The sequence below is a fragment of the Burkholderia sp. JKS000303 genome (assembly GCF_002563755.1).
Classification (GTDB): domain Bacteria; phylum Pseudomonadota; class Gammaproteobacteria; order Burkholderiales; family Burkholderiaceae; genus Burkholderia; species Burkholderia anthina_B.
Window position 1 is genome coordinate 1,349,030 of record NZ_PDBZ01000001.1, and the last position, 14,687, is coordinate 1,363,716.

A 14,687-nucleotide genomic window follows, 5' to 3' on the forward strand; every position below is an offset into this window, starting at 1 on the left:
CGATGAACTGCCCCGCCGATTCCTGCCCTGCCGCCATGCGCGCCGCGCGCGGCGCACCGCCCGCGCTGAGCACGGGCATGACGCTCTTCTTCGCCGCGACGGTCGGCGTGATCGTGATGGACCTGTTCGCCGCGCAACCGCTGACGGGCCCGATCAGCGCCGACCTGCACCTGCCGCCCGGCCTCACCGGCCTCGTCGCGATGCTGCCGCAACTCGGCTATGCGGCCGGCCTCGTGCTGCTGGTGCCGCTCGTCGACCTGCGCGAAAACCGCCGGCTGATCGTCGCGACGCTCGTCGCGTGCGCGGCGGCGCTCGCGCTGCCCGCGTTCACGCGCTCGGGCGCCGTGTTCCTGGTCGCGACGCTGATCGCCGGCGCCGCGTCGAGCGTGATCCAGATGCTGGTGCCGATGGCCGCGTCGATGGCGCCCGAAGCGCAGCGCGGCCGTGCGGTCGGCAACGTGATGAGCGGGCTGATGCTCGGCATCCTGCTGTCGCGGCCACTCGCAAGCCTGATCGCAGGCACGGCCGGCTGGCGTGCGTTCTATGCGCTGGCCGCGCTCGCGAATGTGGCGATCGCCGTCGTGCTCGCGCTGCGGTTGCCGGCGCGCCAGCCGGCGGTGACGGCCGGCTATCGCACGCTTCTCGCGTCGATGGGCCGGCTGCTCGCCGACGAACCGGTGCTGCGCCGGCATGCGCTGTCGGCCGCGCTCGCGATGGCGGCGTTCAGCGCGTTCTGGACGGCCATCGGGCTGCGGCTGGTGCAGCCGCCGTTCGGCCTCGACCTGCACGGGATCGCGCTGTTCGCGTTCGCCGGCGCGAGCGGCGCGATCGTCACACCGCTCGCCGGCCGCGCCGGCGATCGCGGCCACGGTCCGGCCGCGCAGCGCGTCGCGCACGTGACGATGCTCGCGGCGCTCACCGTGCTCGGCATCGCCGGCGCAGGCTGGTTCGGCTTCGACGTGCATGCGCATCGCGGCGTCGCGCTGGCGCTGCTGGCCGGTGGCGCGGCGCTGCTCGACGCGGGCGTGATCGTCGACCAGACGATCGGCCGGCGTGCCATCAACCTGCTGAACCCGGCCGCGCGCGGGCGCCTGAACGGCTTGTTCGTCGGGCTGTTCTTCGTCGGCGGCGCACTGGGCGCGGCGCTCGCGGGCAGCGCGTGGGCGTGGGGCGGATGGAGCGCCGTGTGCGGCGTCGGCTTCGCGTTCGCCGGCGCGGCCGCCGGGTTCGGCCTGTCGGCCGGCCGCCGGACCGGCCCAGCCGTGTTGCCGCGCGCGTAGGCCGGGCCCGGATGTGCAAACGCCCCGCCCTCTGACGAGGCGCGGGGCGTTTTGCGCAGGCCGCGAGGCCCGAAATCAGTGACGGACCAGCGCCATCATCGCGCCGAAACCGACGAAGATGCCGCCCGTCAGCCGGTTGAAGATCTTCGCGACGCTCTGGCTCTTCAGCGTCGCGCCGATCCGCGTGCCGAACGACGCGTAGACGAGATACCAGCTCACCTCGATCACGGCGAACGTGACGACGAGGATGCCGAACTGCGGCAGCGTCGGCGCCGACGCGTTGATGAACTGCGGCAGCAGCGCGGCCGCGAACAGGATCGCCTTCGGGTTGCTGCCCGCGACCAGGAAGCCATTGCGGAACAGCGTCAGACGCGATGCCGACGCGCCCGGCGCCACCGCATCGACGTCGGCGGCCGGCGCGTCGTCCACGCGCGCGCGCCACGCCTTGACGCCGAGATAGACCAGATAGGCGGCACCTGCGAAGCGCAACGCATTGAACATCGCCGGCCAGGCCTCGAGAACTGCCCCGAGCCCCGCCGCGGACACCGCGAGCATCAACACCAGCGCGCTCAGGCAGCCCGCCATCGTCGACGACGAGCGGCGCAGCCCGTGCCGCGCGCCGTGCGTCATCACGAGCAGCATGTTCGGGCCCGGAATCGCCGACACGACGAACACCGTCGCCACGAAAAGCCACCACGTATGCAGGTTCATGACCGCCTCAACCGAAAGAAAACGAAACGTCGATTATGCCGCGTGTGCCGCGCTTCTGTCGCGCGCCGGCTCAGCGGCCCGCGCGGCGCAGCGCGACTTCGCCGAGCACCGCAAAGTCCTGGTCGCCGCCGCCGTGCGCAAGCGCATCGAGCAGGCTGTCGCGCACGACGCTCGCCACCGGCAGCGGCACCGCCACCGCGTCGCCGGCCTCCAGTGCGAGCCGGACGTCCTTCAGGCCGAGCCGGGCCTTGAAGCGCGCGGGTTCGTAGCTTCGCTCGGCGATCATCCCGCCGTAGCCTTGATAGACCGGCCCGGGAAACACGCTGCTGGTGATCACGTCGAGGAAATCGCGCATCGCGACGCCGTGCGCACCGAGCAGCGCGGACGCCTCGCCGAGCGTCTCGATCGCCGACGCGAGCGTGAAGTTCGCCGCGATCTTCGCGACGTTCGCGTGCTGCGGCAGCGAACCGAACCGCCAGGTCTTCTGGCCGATCGCATCGAACAGCGGCTGCACGCGGTCGATCGCCTCGGCCGGGCCGGCGGCCATGATCGTCAGGCGCGCGGCGGCCGCGACGTCAGGGCGCCCCATCACGGGTGCGGCCACGTAGTCGAGCCCGCGCGACGCATGCGCGTGCGCGAGCGATTCGGCCAGCGCGACGGAGACCGTCGCCATGTTCACGTGGATCAGGCCGCGCGGCGCCTGTGCGAGCAGCGCATCGTCGAACACTTCGCGCGCGGCCGCATCGTCGGCGAGCATCGAGAACGCGGCATCGCCGCGAAACGCGTCGGCCGGCGACGCCACGATCTGCGCACCCAGCACGGCGAGCGGCTCGGCGCGCTCGCGCGACCGGTTCCAGACGCGCACGGTGTGCCCCGCCTTCAGCAGGTTCGCCGCGATCGCCTGCCCCATTTCACCCAGCCCGATAAATCCGAGATCCATTGCCCGCTCCTTCGATCCATGAAGCCGGGAGTTAAACACAGATGACGACGGCTTGCAGCGGCCGCGGCCGGCCGTGCGCGGTGCGATACTGGGCGAATGGCGACCGCGACTTTCCGCTTCCATGGCGAACTGAACGCGTTTCTCGCGCGGGCACGGCGCGAGTGCGCGTTCACGCATGCGTTTGCGCGCGATGCGACGCTCAAGCATGCGATCGAGGCGCTCGGCGTCCCGCATACGGAAATCGGCCGGCTTTGCGTGAACGGCGCGCCGGCCGGCCTCGACCGGCCGCTCGGCGACGGCGAGCGCGTCGAGATCCACCCGCAGCACGCCGGCCAGGCCGCGAACGGCGCGCCCGCGCCGCAACCGGAGCGCTGGCGCTTCGTCGCCGACGCGCATCTCGGCGGCCTCGCGCAGTTGCTGCGGCTCGCCGGCTTCGACACCTGCTACGACAACCACTACCGCGACGACGCGCTCGTCGCGCTCGCCGCGCGCGAAGGCCGCACCGTGCTGACCCGCGACCGCGAGCTGCTCAAGCGCCGCGCGGTCGTGCGCGGCTGCTACCTGCATGCGCAGCAGCCGGCCGAGCAGTTGCGCGAGCTGTTCGCGCGGCTCGACCTCGCGCCGCACATGCGGCCGTTCCGGCTGTGCCTGCGCTGCAACGCGCCGCTGCACGCGCTCGATGCGGCCGACGCCGCGCCGCGCGTGCCGGCCGGCGTGCGCCAGCGGCACCGGCGCTTTGCCGCCTGCGACGTATGCGGACGCGTGTTCTGGGAAGGCTCGCACTGGCAGCGCATGCGCACGGTGGTCGACGCGATGCGCGCGCCGCCGGCCGGCGCGCCGGACATGCCGGACGCCTGAAAAAACAAAACCCCGCATGCCGGAAGCGTGCGGGGTTTCGCGACGGGCGGCCGGCGGCGCCGGCCCCGACGAGACGCGCTTAGTTTGCTGCGCCTGCGTCGTTCGTGCCGGCGGCCGATGCGGCTGCGGCCTTCGCCTTGCCCTTCGCCGAGCCGTGGTGCTTCAGCACGTGCTTCGGCTTGCTGTGATCCTTCTTGGCCGGCGCCGGCGCTGCGGCCGACGTGTCGGCTGCCGGCGCGGACGCCTGTGCGAATGCCGAAACCGATGCGAGAGCGAATGCTGCGGTCATGATCGAAGCGAGCGTCTTCTTCATTGTTCTTCCTTTAGCGGAGAAAAAGTCAAACGTACCGGTAAAGATGCGAGGCATCCGCATCGGAACATCAGTCGCGCCGGGTTCCCGGTCGCCGCCGGGCGGCTCGGCTCTCGCCTTTTCGCCTCGACAAATACTGACGCACTGGCTCCATAACGCATCGCCCGCGCGGCCAGTTGACACGTTCCTTGCAACCCTCGGGTTTCCCCGGGGGCGCAGGCTGCGAGCCCGTCCGACGTGCCGTCCGGGGGCTCGCCAATCGTCCGACAAACCGCCTCTCGCGCCCGTTGCGACGACGCTATACTGGCCTTCTTCCGTTCCAACGGATCGCGGCCGGTCATGAGACCGCCGCCGTCGCGAGGCGCCCAAATTGCCCGATCACAATCTGGACAAACTGAAAATCGACCGGCGTCCGATCGCGCCCGCGCCGCGCCGGCGCCGGTGGGTCCGCTATGCGGTCGCGGCCGCGATCCTGCTCGCCGCGATCGCCGCCGCCCTTCTCCTCACCGGCCGGCCGACGGTCGACACGACCGCCGTCACGTCCGCCTACCCTTACCAGAACGACACGCAGCTCAATGCGACCGGCTACGTCGTGCCGCAGCGCAAGGCCGCGGTCGCGTCGAAGGGTCAGGGGCGCGTCGAATGGCTCGGCGTGCTCGAAGGTACGCGCGTGAAGAAGGACGAGATCATCGCGCGGCTCGAAAGCGCCGACGTCGAGGCATCGCGCGCGCAGGCGCTTGCCCAGGTGAAGGTCGCCCGCGCGAACCTCGGCGTCGAACAGGCCGAACTGAAGGATGCCGAAATCGCGCTGCGCCGCACCGCCGTGCTCGCGCCGAAGGGCGCTGTGCCGGCCGCTCAGCTCGACACCGACACGGCCCGCGTGAACAAGGCGCGCGCGTCGGTCAACAGCGACCAGGCCGCGATCGCATCGGCCGAAGCCAACGCGCAGGCCGCGCAGGTCGCCGTCGACCAGACGGTGATCCGCGCACCGTTCGACGGGATCGTGCTCGCGAAACATGCGAACGTCGGCGACAACATCACGCCGTTCTCGTCCGCGTCGGACAGCAAGGGCGCGGTCGTGACGATCGCCGACATGGACACGCTCGAGGTCGAAGCCGACGTCGCCGAATCGAACATCGCGAAGATCCGCGCCGAGCAGCCGTGCGAAATCCAGCTCGACGCGCTGCCTGATATGCGCTTCGCGGGCCGCGTGTCGCGCATCGTGCCGACCGTCGACCGCTCGAAGGCGACCGTGCTCGTGAAAGTGCGTTTCGTCGACCGCGACGAGCGCGTGCTGCCCGACATGAGCGCGAAGATCGCGTTCCTGTCGAAGCCGACGACGCCGCAGGACCGGCAGCCGGTGACGGCCGTGCAGGCGAGCGCGGTGGTCGAGCGCGACGGCCGGCCAGTCGTGTTCGTCGTGAAGGACGACACCGTGCACGCAACGACGGTGACGGCCGGCACGCGGATCGGCGAGCTGGTTGCGATCCGCGGCGTGAAGCCCGGCGACACGGTCGTGCTCGCGCCGGGGGCGAAGCTGAAGGACGGCGCGAAAGTGGCCGTCGCGAAGAAATAGCGTGGCGCGCGTGAACGACGCTTCGCCGCCCCTCGTCGAGATCAGCCACGTCGCGAAGTCGTACCGGCGCGGCAACCAGGTCGTGCCGGTGCTGACCGACATCACGCTCGACATCGGCGAAGGCGACTTCGTCGCGCTGATGGGGCCGTCGGGCTCCGGCAAGAGCACGCTGCTCAATCTCGTCGCCGGCATCGACCGGCCCGACAGCGGCGAGCTGCGCGTGGGCGGCCTCGACATCTCGCAGCTCGAAGAGGCGCAACTGGCCGAATGGCGCGCGGCGAACGTCGGCTTCATCTTCCAGTTCTACAACCTGATGCCGGTGCTGACCGCGTTCGAGAACGTCGAGCTGCCGCTGATGCTCACGCACCTGTCGCGCCGCGAACGGCGCGAGCGCGTCGAGCTGGTGCTCGACATGGTGAACCTCGGCGACCGCACGAGCCATTACCCGTCCGAGCTGTCGGGCGGCCAGCAGCAGCGCGTCGCGATCGCGCGCGCGCTGATCACCGATCCGGTGCTGATCGTCGCCGACGAGCCGACCGGCGACCTCGACCGCGCATCGGCCACCGACGTGCTGGCGATGCTGCAGCGGATGAACGCCGAGCTCGGCAAGACCATCATCATGGTGACCCACGACGCGCATGCGGCCGGCGCCGCACAATCGCTCGTGCATCTGGAAAAAGGGGAGCTGATCGATGGGCACGCCGTCTGACCGACGGGAGCACGCACGATGTACGTGCTGAAGCTGATCGCGCGCAATGCGCTGCGGCACCGACTGCGCACGCTGCTGACCGTGCTCGGGCTGACCATCGCGGTGCTGGCGTTCGGGCTGCTGCATACCGTCGTCGACGCGTGGTACGCGGGCGCGGCCGCCGCGTCGAGCGGACGGCTCGTCACGCGCAACGCGATCTCGCTCGTGTTCCCGCTGCCGGTCAGCTACGAGAACCGAATTCGCGGCGTGGACGGCGTGACGACGGTGGTCCGCTCGAACTGGTTCGGCGGCGTGTATCGCGATCCGAAGAATTTCTTCGCGAGCTTCGCGGTGTCGGACAACTACCTCGATCTCTACCCCGAATTCATTCTCCCGGCGCAGCAGCGCGCCGACTACGACCGCGATCGCCGCGGCTGCCTGGTCGGGCGCCAGCTCGCGACGCAGTTCGGCTTCAAGGTCGGCGACGTGATTCCGCTGAAAGGGACGATCTACCCCGGCACGTGGGACTTCGTCGTGCGCGGGATCCTCGACGGCCGCGACGATTCGACGATCACGCGCCAGCTGGTGTTCCACTGGGACTACCTGAACGAGACGGTGCGCAAGCGCACGCCGAAGCAGGCCGACCAGGTCGGCGTGTTCGTGGTCGGCGTCGCGAACCCGGACGACGGCCCCACCATTGCCCGCAACGTCGATGCCGTCTTCAAGAACTCGCTCGCCGAAACGCTGACCGAGACCGAGCAGGCGTTCCAGCTCGGCTTCGTCGCGATGTCGAACCAGATCATCGCGGCGATCCGGGTCGTGTCGTATGTCGTGATCCTGATCATCATGGCCGTGATGGCGAACGCGATGGCGATGAGCGCGCGCGAGCGCACCGCCGAATACGCGACGCTGAAGGCGCTCGGCTTCGGTCCCGGTTTTCTCGCGCTGATCGTGTTCGGCGAATCGGTCGTGATCGCGGTGGCCGGCGGCGGGCTCGGGATGCTCGCGACACCACCGGCCGCGAGCCTCTTCAAGCACGCGACGGGCGGCATCTTCCCGGTGTTCAGGGTGTCGACGGAAACGATGGCGCTGCAGGCCGCGTGCTCGGTCGCGGTCGGCATCGCGGCCGCGCTCGTGCCGGCGTGGCAGGCCGCGCGCGTGCGCGTGGTCGAAGGCCTGCGGGCGATCGGATAGGCGCATGGCGATTCCGCTCACCTACATCGCGCGCAACCTGTGGACCCGGCGACTCACCACCGCGCTCACCGCCGGCGGGATGGCGCTCGTGATCTTCGTGTTCGCGACGGTGCAGATGCTCGATGCGGGGCTCACTCAGACACTCGTGTCGACCGGCGAACCGGACAACGTCGTGGTGATCCGCAAAGGCGCCGAAACGGAGATCCAGAGTTCGATCGACCATCAGCAGGCCAATGCGCTCGAGATGCATCCATCCGTCGAGCTCGGCCCGGACGGACGGCCGCTCGTGTCGAAGGAGGCCGTCGTGCTGATCTCGCTCGTGAAGACGTCGACCGGCAAGCCGTCGAACGTCGTGATCCGCGGCGTGTCGCCGACCGGCCTCGCGCTGCGGCCGCACATCCGGCTCGTGGCGGGCCGCATGTTCGCGCCGGGCTCGTCGGAGATCATCGTCGGCAGCGCGATCGCGAAAGGCTTCAGCGGCACGCAGCTCGGCGACAGCCTGCATTTCGCGCAGCGCGACTGGACGGTCGTCGGCGTGTTCGACGCGGGCGGCAGCGGCTTCGATTCGGAGATCTGGGGCGACGTCGATCAGTTGATGCAGTCGTTCCGGCGCACCAGCTATTCGTCGATGGTGCTGCGCATCCCGAGCGCCGACGGCTTCGCGCGCTTCAAGGCCGACATCGACGTCGATCCGCGGCTGACCGACGAGGCGAAGCGCGAGCAGACCTTCTACGGCGACCAGTCGAAGGCGCTGTCGACCTTCATCAACATCCTCGGCATCACGCTGTCGACGATCTTCTCGATCGCCGCGATGATCGGCGCGATGATCACGATGTACGCATCGGTCGCGAACCGCACCGCCGAGATCGGCACGCTGCGCGCGCTCGGCTTCAAGCGCATGAACGTGCTCGCCGCGTTCCTGCTGGAAGCGCTGCTGCTCGGCTTCGTCGGCGGCGTGATGGGGCTCGCGTGCGCATCGCTGATGGGGTTCGCGTCGTTCTCGACGACCAACTTCCAGACCTTCTCCGATCTGTCGTTCCGTTTCGTGCTGACGCCGGCGATCGTCGTGAAGACGCTGCTGTTCTCGCTGGTGATGGGGCTCGTCGGCGGATTCCTGCCAGCGATGCGCGCCGCGCGGCTGAACATCGTCGACGCGCTGCGCGCGCAGTGACGCGCGCAGCCGCTCACATTCAGCGCTCGCGCGGCACCTTCAACGCTCGCGCGGCACCCATGCGCCGTGGAACCCGGCCGGCACGCGGCGCGGCAGGTGCACGGCCGCGACCGGCCCCGCATCAATCGCGCCCGCATCGAGGATCACGACGTCGCTCGTATCCGTCGCCGCGCGGTAGACCACGACCAGCAGCCAGCCGTCGTCCTCGTCGGTGCCGCCCGGGCGCGGCACGAACACCGGCTCGCTGTTCTGGTCGCCGGCCGGTAGCGTGTAATGCGTGCTCGTGCCGCGCGCGTGGTCGAACCGCATCACGCCGCGCATTTCCGCGTTGTTCGGCTGCTCGACCGCATACAGGTAGCGGTAACCGCGCCCCGTCCGGCTTTCGTTGATGCGCGGCAACTCGATGCCGCCGTCGGCGAGCGGCCCTTCGTCGACCAGCCCGTGCGCGGTATCGATCACGTAGCGCCACAGCTCGCCGAGCGGATTCTCGGCAAAGCGGCCCGTGCGCGCGTCGAGCCGCAGGAACCACGGATAGCGCACCGCGTCGAGCACGATGCACGACGCGTCGCAGTCGTATGCGTTCACGACGTGCATGATGAAGCACGGCTCGATGCCGAACCAGCGCACGTCGCCACCGTGACGCGGGATCACGCCGATCCGCGCAGCGCGATCGTCGTGCCAGCGCAGCGGCATCCGGTGACCCTGCTCGAGCATCGAGAAGTCATAGCCGACGTTCAGATCGAGCAGCAGGCTGCGGGTTTCGGTGATCGCGAGGTCGTGCATCATCGACGGCGCGTTCACGTCGATCGCGATGTCGACGCGCTGCACGCCCTGCGCGTCCGCGACACCGTAGCGCAGCCACGGCGCGCGCCAGTCCGCGCGAAACGCGATCAGTTCGCCCGTCACCGGATCGACCTTCGGATGCGCGGTCATCCCGCCGCCGAAGCCCACATGCCGCGCGGGCACGCCGAGCGAATCGAGCGCGGCGGTGATCGCGAACGGCGCGCCGCCTTCCGACAGCGCGAGCAATTCGCCCGCATGCCGCAACACGCTCACGTTCGGATTCGTGTCGGGCAAATGCGGCACCCGTGCGGGCGCATGCACGGCGGCCCAGCGTGACGTGCGCGCCCAGCGGTTCCGGTAGCCGGTCGCACGGCCGTTTTCGAACGCGATCGCGTGCAGCATCGCGGCCTCCGGCCACCACGACAGCATGTCGTTCCCTTCGAAGCGGCCGCCCGGCGGGTTCGGGCCGTTGCGCAGCAGCGCGCCGTCGAGTTCGGGCGGGATCGTGCCGGTCACCCGCAGGTCGACGAGGTCGACTTCGTCGGCGACCGGTGCGAGCCCGCCGCGGTTCAGATCGAATACGGTCATCGTGTCGGGTGCTCCGTCAGCAGTTTTCGGTCGACGGCGGCAGATCGCCGCGCGCCAGGGCGAGCGCATGGTCGCGCACGTCGTCCGGCCAGCCGGCGATCAGCTCGGCCACCCGCGCGAGATCGTTCGCGTACAGCGCACGCGCGGCTTCCTCGAAACCGGGCAAGTCGCCCGCGAGCGCCGACATGAAGTGGTACGCGCGCGCCTGCGCGTCGCGGTGCCGGTCGGCCGCCGCATGCGTGCGCCGCGCGTCCTCGACGAGCTTGCGCAGCGCGACCGACGCGCCGCCCGGCTGCGCGGCGAGCCAGTCCCAGTGACGCGGCAGCAACGTGACTTCGCGCGACACGACGCCGAGCTTCGGACGGCCGCGGCCGCGCTGTTCGCCCGCACCGGCCGGCTCGCCGGTCGAAGCCGAGGCACTGGAGCCGGCGGACGCATCGGCCGGCGGCGGTGCGTAGCGCGCCCGGACGTCGTCGGCCGACCCGCGCAGGTCGAGGTCGATCGAGCGGCCGGTCGCGTCGTCGAAAATCACGATCGCGCCGGACATCGCCTCGCCGGCCGCCTGCCGAACCGCGAGCGCCACCGTCGCAGGCAGGCCGGACGCAATGCGCCGATAGCCGTCGAAAGCCGTGTAGGAAGGAAGAAGCGTGGACGTGGTCATCGTGGTGGCCTGTTGGCAGGAATCGGAATGACGATATTTTTATCCGGGTATAAATTGGATGTCAATATCACCCGGGTAAAATTTCACTCACTGCCACGAACGATTGATTCAAATATTGAATTAATCAAGTCACTAATTGGCATGAAAGCGCAAATATCGCCGTGACAGAATGGTCCGGACGCGTGGCCCGCCTGCCCTGCGTCCGGCTTCCGGCCGGCAACCACCACCACGAAAAACGCGCGCACTCGACGCGCCTGCCGCACGACGGCACCTTCCGCCCTTCGGAGGAGACAGTCATGAATCCGCTTCAAGCGCTGCCGGCGTCCGCGTCGGCAACGGCCCGGCGCACCCGCGTGCGCTGGCTCGTGCTGGCCGTGCTGTTCGCAGTCACGACCATCAACTATGCGGATCGCGCGGCGATCGCAATCGCGGGCCCCGCCCTCGCCCGTTCGCTGCACCTGAACCATGTGCAGATCGGCTTCATTTTCTCGGCGTTCGGCTGGTCGTACGTGGTCGCGCAACTGCCGGGCGGCTGGCTGCTCGACCGCTTCGGGTCGCGCATCGTCTATGCGTTCAGCATCTTCTTCTGGTCGCTGTTCACGCTGCTGCAGGGCACGATCGGCTTCTTCGGCGGCGCCGCGGCGTTCGCGCTGCTGTTCGGGCTGCGCTTCCTGGTCGGCGCGGCCGAGGCGCCGTCGTTCCCCGCCAACAGCCGGATCGTGTCCACCTGGTTCCCCGCGCCCGAGCGCGGCACCGCGTCGGCCATCTTCAATGCCGCGCAGTACGCGGCGACCGTCGTGTTCGCGCCGCTGATGGGCTGGCTCGTGCATTCGTTCGGCTGGCAGTCGGTGTTCGCCGTGATGGGCGTGCTCGGCTTCGCGTTCGTGCTCGTGTGGAACCGCACGATGTACGATCCGAAGGTGCATCCGCGCATCAATCGCGCGGAGCTCGACTACCTCACCGAAGGCGGTGCGCTCGTCAACATCGACCAGGCGACCGGCGCGCGCGACGGCGGCCCGTCGCTGCAGCACGTAAAGGCGCTGCTGCGAAACCGGATGCTGGTCGGCGTGTACGTCGCGCAGTACTGCATCAACGCGCTCACCTATTTCTTCATCACGTGGTTTCCCGTCTATCTCGTGCAGGCGCGCGGAATGTCGATCCTCAACGCGGGGCTCGTCGCGTCGATCCCGGCCGTGTGCGGGTTCCTCGGCGGGATACTCGGCGGCATCGTGTCCGACGCGCTGCTCAAGCAGGGCCGGTCGCTGTCGGTCGCGCGCAAGGTGCCGATCGTGATCGGCATGCTGCTGTCGATGTCGATGATCGTCTGCAACTACACCGACTCGCACGTGCTGGTCGTGCTGTTCATGGCGCTGTCGTTCTTCGGCAAGGGGCTCGGCGCGCTCGGCTGGGCGGTCAACGCCGATACCGCGCCGCGCCAGATCGCGGGCCTGAGCGGCGCGCTGCTCAACACGTGCGGCAATCTTTCCAGCATCACGACGCCGATCGCGATCGGCTATATCGTCGACCGCAGCGGCTCGTTCAACGGCGCGCTCGTCTACGTCGTCGCGCACGCGCTCGTCGCCGTGATCTGCTACCTGTTCGTCGTCGGCGAGATCCGCCGCGTCGAGCTGAAATGAACGGCGCGGGCCGCGCCGGTGCGTCCGGCGGGCCCGCGCATTACGAAACCAGGAGCGAACCGATGTCCGAATCCCGCCGTGCCGGCACCCCGCGCGTCACGCGCATGCAGGTGATCCCCGTCGCCGGCCGCGACAGCATGCTGCTGAACCTGTGCGGTGCGCACGCGCCGTATTTCACGCGCAACCTCGTGATCCTCGACGACAGCAGCGGGCATACGGGCGTCGGCGAAGTGCCGGGCGGCGAAGGCATCCGCCACGCGCTCGAACGGATGACCGACCTCGTCGTCGGCCAGTCGATCGGACGCTACCAGGCGACGCTCAACGCGGTGCGCGCGGCGCTGTCCGGCGCCAGTGCGGGCGCCGGCCGCACGATCCGGCACGAGGTGACGTCGGCCGGCGAAGCGGCCGTGCTGCGCCAGCCGCACGAGATCAACCTGCGGCTCGACAACGTGATCACCGCGATCGAGGCCGCGCTGCTCGACCTGCTGGGCCAGCATCTCGACGTGCCGGTCGCCGCACTGCTCGGCGAAGGCCAGCAGCGCGACGCGGTGCCGATGCTCGCGTACCTGTTCTATATCGGCGAGCGGCGCCGCACCGACCTGCCGTATCGCGACGAGACGCATGCGGCAGACCCGTGGTTCCGCCTGCGCAACGAAGCGGCGCTCACGCCCGCCTCGATCGCGCAGCAGGCCGAGGCCGCGGTCGAGCGCTACGGCTTCGTCGATTTCAAGCTGAAGGGCGGCGTGATGGCCGGCGCGGACGAGATGGAAGCGATCGCCGCGATCAAGGCGTGCTTTCCCGACGCGCGCGCGACGCTCGATCCGAACGGTGCATGGTCGCTCGACGAAGCCGTCGCGCTGTGTCGCGGGCAAGGCCATCTGCTCGCGTATGCGGAAGATCCGTGCGGGCCGGAAGGTGGTTATTCGGGCCGCGAAGTGATGGCCGAATTCCGCCGCGCGACCGGCATTCCGACCGCGACCAACATGATCGCGACCGACTGGCGACAGATGGATCATGCGGTGCGACTGCAGGCGGTGGACATCCCGCTCGCCGATCCGCACTTCTGGACGATGCAGGGTTCGGTGCGGCTCGCGCAGCTGTGCCGCGACTGGGGGCTGACGTGGGGTTCGCATTCGAACAACCACTTCGACGTGTCGCTCGCGATGTTCACGCATGCGGCCGCGGCGGCGCCGGGCACGATCACCGCGATCGATACGCACTGGATCTGGCAGGAAGGCGATGCGCGGCTCACGCGCGAGCCGCTCGAGATCGTCGGCGGGCAGGTGGCGGTGCCGGAGCGGCCGGGACTCGGGATCGAGCTCGACATGGCGCAGGTCGAGGCCGCGCATGCGCTGTATCGGGAAGTCGGTGGTACCGCGCGCGACGATGCGATGGCGATGCGTTATCTGGTGCCGGGGTGGACGTACGATCCGAAGCGACCGAGTTTCGGGCGAGGGTGACGGCAGGACGGCAGGACGGCAGGACGGCAGGCAATGCGATCGCACGATTGCCAAACCGCGCAAACAACTGCATCCTGCCGGCTGCCCGATCCGCCGCCGTGCCGGCATCGCGAACGGATCGACGCGTCCGTCCAGCACGAAGGAACCGCCTCGCGATGAAGCCACTCGACCCGACCCTGCGCCTGCTCCTCGTCATCGTGCCTTGCTCGATCCTGTGCCTGCCGGCCAGCACGACCGTCGCGGGCTATGTCGCGCTGAGAATGACGGCGAACACGTCGCACTTCGAAGGCGGCGCCGGTTATGGATGGATGTGGCTGACGATCCTGCTCAGTTGCGCGTTCTATGCGGCAGGTATCGGCATCTGCGTGCTGCTGCGGAAAAAGCTCGCGCTGCTCGCGATTGTCGCGATAGCGTTCGCGGCGTTGTCGGTGCCGACATTCCAGGCGATTCATGGCCTGCTGAGCTAGGGCGCGATGTGGCGGATGTGGCGGATCGCTCCGAGGTTATCTGTACTCGTCAATCTCTACTGTCCCGCCAAGAGACGCCATCATTTCGCGCAGCCCCGATTGAGAAAGCTACGCGCGATGCCGTACTGGCATTCAGGCAGCGCAGGGAGAAGCCGATTACACAAGCCGCGCCGAAATGCAGTGCCGAGGCGTCGCCATCGTCAAGGAAGAGGGGAAATACGTCGGCCGCCAGCGCGCCGCCGACTATGCCGAGATTAAGGGCTGGCGGGCAGGAAACGGGGAGACCATCGCGCAGACGGCGGAACATTTCGGCGTGAGCGCGGCGACCGTCAAGCGGGCTTGCGCCGAGTGCCCCCGCGCCAA

14 protein-coding genes and 1 pseudogene are annotated in these 14,687 nt (G+C 69.3%); 10 read left to right on the forward strand and 5 right to left on the reverse strand.

Features of this window, described 5'->3' with window-relative positions:
- Window positions 1-2: 2 nt before the first annotated feature.
- Window positions 3-1,280 carry an MFS transporter gene (locus BX604_RS06475; protein ID WP_098550038.1) on the forward strand — a complete coding sequence of 426 codons (1,278 nt, stop codon included), beginning with the start codon at window positions 3-5 and terminating at the stop codon, window positions 1,278-1,280.
- A gap of 75 nt (window positions 1,281-1,355) precedes the next feature.
- On the opposite strand, the gene BX604_RS06480 is transcribed toward BX604_RS06475, so the two are convergent.
- Complete coding sequence (locus tag BX604_RS06480) at window positions 1,356-1,991, reverse strand: LysE family translocator (RefSeq protein WP_098550039.1); 636 nt, start codon at window positions 1,989-1,991, stop codon at window positions 1,356-1,358.
- Between the two features lie 70 nt (window positions 1,992-2,061).
- Window positions 2,062-3,138, reverse strand: a complete 1,077-nt coding sequence (locus BX604_RS06485) for an NAD(P)-dependent oxidoreductase (RefSeq protein WP_306668199.1) — start codon at window positions 3,136-3,138, stop codon at window positions 2,062-2,064.
- On the opposite strand from BX604_RS06485, the gene BX604_RS06490 reads away from it, so the two are divergent.
- Complete coding sequence (locus BX604_RS06490) at window positions 3,028-3,789, forward strand: Mut7-C RNAse domain-containing protein (protein WP_098550041.1); 762 nt, start codon at window positions 3,028-3,030, stop codon at window positions 3,787-3,789. The two genes, BX604_RS06485 and BX604_RS06490, sit on opposite strands and share 111 nt — an antisense overlap.
- A 79-nt stretch (window positions 3,790-3,868) precedes the next feature.
- Here the strand turns inward: BX604_RS06490 and BX604_RS06495 are convergent, their stop codons facing one another.
- Window positions 3,869-4,102, reverse strand: coding sequence for a hypothetical protein (locus BX604_RS06495; RefSeq protein ID WP_098550042.1), 234 nt, complete (start codon window positions 4,100-4,102; stop codon window positions 3,869-3,871).
- Window positions 4,103-4,469: 367 nt separating this feature from the next.
- On the opposite strand from BX604_RS06495, the gene BX604_RS06500 reads away from it, so the two are divergent.
- Genes BX604_RS06500 through BX604_RS06515 form a run of 4 tightly spaced genes read left to right on the forward strand, consistent with a single transcriptional unit; the run spans window position 4,470 to window position 8,728 of the window.
- On the forward strand, window positions 4,470-5,675 hold the full coding sequence (locus tag BX604_RS06500) for an efflux RND transporter periplasmic adaptor subunit (RefSeq protein WP_098550043.1): 1,206 nt from the start codon (window positions 4,470-4,472) through the stop codon (window positions 5,673-5,675).
- A gap of 10 nt (window positions 5,676-5,685) precedes the next feature.
- On the forward strand, window positions 5,686-6,384 hold the full coding sequence (locus BX604_RS06505) for an ABC transporter ATP-binding protein (RefSeq protein ID WP_098552726.1): 699 nt from the start codon (window positions 5,686-5,688) through the stop codon (window positions 6,382-6,384).
- Window positions 6,385-6,402: 18 nt separating this feature from the next.
- Window positions 6,403-7,557, forward strand: coding sequence for an ABC transporter permease (locus BX604_RS06510; protein ID WP_098550044.1), 1,155 nt, complete (start codon window positions 6,403-6,405; stop codon window positions 7,555-7,557).
- Between the two features lie 4 nt (window positions 7,558-7,561).
- Entirely contained in the window at window positions 7,562-8,728 is a 1,167-nt protein-coding gene (locus tag BX604_RS06515; protein ID WP_098550045.1) for an ABC transporter permease, read from the forward strand.
- Window positions 8,729-8,767: 39 nt separating this feature from the next.
- Here BX604_RS06515 and BX604_RS06520 read toward each other — a convergent pair whose 3' ends face one another.
- Together BX604_RS06520 and BX604_RS06525 are read right to left on the reverse strand one after the other, a co-directional pair.
- Window positions 8,768-10,099, reverse strand: coding sequence for a carotenoid oxygenase family protein (locus tag BX604_RS06520; protein WP_098550046.1), 1,332 nt, complete (start codon window positions 10,097-10,099; stop codon window positions 8,768-8,770).
- Window positions 10,100-10,115: 16 nt separating this feature from the next.
- Window positions 10,116-10,760 carry a DUF2239 family protein gene (locus tag BX604_RS06525; RefSeq protein ID WP_098550047.1) on the reverse strand — a complete coding sequence of 215 codons (645 nt, stop codon included), beginning with the start codon at window positions 10,758-10,760 and terminating at the stop codon, window positions 10,116-10,118.
- Window positions 10,761-11,056: 296 nt separating this feature from the next.
- Here BX604_RS06525 and BX604_RS06530 point away from each other — a divergent pair, with 296 nt between their 5' ends.
- From BX604_RS06530 to BX604_RS39460, 4 genes and pseudogenes are all read left to right on the forward strand, one after another.
- A complete protein-coding gene (locus tag BX604_RS06530) occupies window positions 11,057-12,397 on the forward strand; it encodes an MFS transporter (RefSeq protein ID WP_098550048.1) in 1,341 nt (446 codons plus the stop codon).
- A 62-nt stretch (window positions 12,398-12,459) separates the two neighbouring features.
- Complete coding sequence (locus BX604_RS06535) at window positions 12,460-13,857, forward strand: enolase C-terminal domain-like protein (RefSeq protein ID WP_098552727.1); 1,398 nt, start codon at window positions 12,460-12,462, stop codon at window positions 13,855-13,857.
- A gap of 155 nt (window positions 13,858-14,012) precedes the next feature.
- Window positions 14,013-14,324: a hypothetical protein gene (locus BX604_RS06540; RefSeq protein WP_098550049.1), complete on the forward strand. Its 312-nt coding sequence runs from the start codon at window positions 14,013-14,015 to the stop codon at window positions 14,322-14,324.
- A 95-nt stretch (window positions 14,325-14,419) separates the two neighbouring features.
- A pseudogene (locus BX604_RS39460) lies at window positions 14,420-14,673 on the forward strand (recombinase family protein); the annotation flags it as partial.
- Window positions 14,674-14,687: the final 14 nt, after the last annotated feature.

What these genes read in the sequence shown, in the direction of transcription:
- BX604_RS06530 (WP_098550048.1), top strand. Translation starts at nt 11,057, where the DNA reads ATGAATCCGCTTCAAGCGCTGCCGGCGTCCGCGTCGGCAACGGCCCGG.
- BX604_RS06510 (WP_098550044.1), top strand. Translation starts at nt 6,403, where the DNA reads ATGTACGTGCTGAAGCTGATCGCGCGCAATGCGCTGCGGCACCGACTG.
- BX604_RS06515 (WP_098550045.1), top strand. Translation starts at nt 7,562, where the DNA reads ATGGCGATTCCGCTCACCTACATCGCGCGCAACCTGTGGACCCGGCGA.
- BX604_RS06535 (WP_098552727.1), top strand. Translation starts at nt 12,460, where the DNA reads ATGTCCGAATCCCGCCGTGCCGGCACCCCGCGCGTCACGCGCATGCAG.
- BX604_RS06525 (WP_098550047.1), bottom strand. Translation starts at nt 10,760, where the DNA reads ATGACCACGTCCACGCTTCTTCCTTCCTACACGGCTTTCGACGGCTAT.
- BX604_RS06485 (WP_306668199.1), bottom strand. Translation starts at nt 3,138, where the DNA reads ATGCTTGAGCGTCGCATCGCGCGCAAACGCATGCGTGAACGCGCACTC.
- BX604_RS06475 (WP_098550038.1), top strand. Translation starts at nt 3, where the DNA reads ATGAACTGCCCCGCCGATTCCTGCCCTGCCGCCATGCGCGCCGCGCGC.
- BX604_RS06480 (WP_098550039.1), bottom strand. Translation starts at nt 1,991, where the DNA reads ATGAACCTGCATACGTGGTGGCTTTTCGTGGCGACGGTGTTCGTCGTG.
- BX604_RS06495 (WP_098550042.1), bottom strand. Translation starts at nt 4,102, where the DNA reads ATGAAGAAGACGCTCGCTTCGATCATGACCGCAGCATTCGCTCTCGCA.
- BX604_RS06490 (WP_098550041.1), top strand. Translation starts at nt 3,028, where the DNA reads ATGGCGACCGCGACTTTCCGCTTCCATGGCGAACTGAACGCGTTTCTC.
- BX604_RS06540 (WP_098550049.1), top strand. Translation starts at nt 14,013, where the DNA reads ATGAAGCCACTCGACCCGACCCTGCGCCTGCTCCTCGTCATCGTGCCT.
- BX604_RS06520 (WP_098550046.1), bottom strand. Translation starts at nt 10,099, where the DNA reads ATGACCGTATTCGATCTGAACCGCGGCGGGCTCGCACCGGTCGCCGAC.